The sequence below is a fragment of the Lacinutrix sp. MEBiC02595 genome, from assembly GCF_053601555.1.
Map to the genome: position 1 here is coordinate 1 of NZ_JBSHNU010000130.1, position 801 is coordinate 801.

Genomic DNA, 801 nt, shown 5'->3' on the forward strand with positions numbered 1-801 from the left:
GAAAAGACCTATAGATAACAACGTATATAATTAATGGCTAGTTATAGCTTGCTTACGAAAATCTTTGCAGATTTTCTATTCCGTTTTTATTTACTAAATTAGGTGCTGAAACACGCCACTAATCATATACAAACACGTTAGCTACAACCTATAAAAACCGAACTCAATTGAAATTAACGAATCGAAACATTAAACTGATAATATTAACGGGAATAACAGTTCTGACAATATTGTTTCTGAATCATAAGATTGAAACCGATATTTCTTATCACGCTGGAAAGGATGGCGGATATTTTAAGAGGTTAGAATCTGTAATCATATTGAGTGTTTTATTCTATATTATAATTAGTAAGCGGAAACGAATTTTATATGGATTCATTGGCTTTGTAATTTCAATAATTTCATCTTTTGCAGGAATGATTATATCTGGTTCACTTTCTAAACCTCTGAATGGAGATACGATTATGCACTTAACTGTATTCGGAATTTCTTACTTGTCGTTTTTTGGAATTGAAAAGCTGATTGATAAAAAGGCAGTAGCTAACACCGTATAAAATTAAGTGCTAGTTTTAGCTTGCTTACGAAAATCCCTTCGGATTTTATAGTTAGTATTTATTTACTAATTTAGTTGCTTAACCACGCACCTAACCTTATACATAAACGTTAGCATAAATTTAAAAAAAATCAGAACTTAAAATGACCAAACGAATCAAATCTGAAGAAATTAAGAATAATTCATTTTTTTGGTATTTCTACATCAGTTTATTTCGTGGTTATGATGAAGCTAATGAAATTAATATT

The 801-nt window shown here is 29.5% G+C and carries 1 protein-coding gene; it reads left to right on the forward strand.

Translation table 11 applies throughout. The features are described 5' to 3' along the window. The first annotated feature begins 167 nt into the window (after window positions 1–167). Entirely contained in the window at window positions 168–554 is a 387-nt protein-coding gene (locus ACVCZW_RS01400; protein ID WP_452231472.1) for a hypothetical protein, read from the forward strand. Window positions 555–801 lie beyond the last annotated feature (247 nt).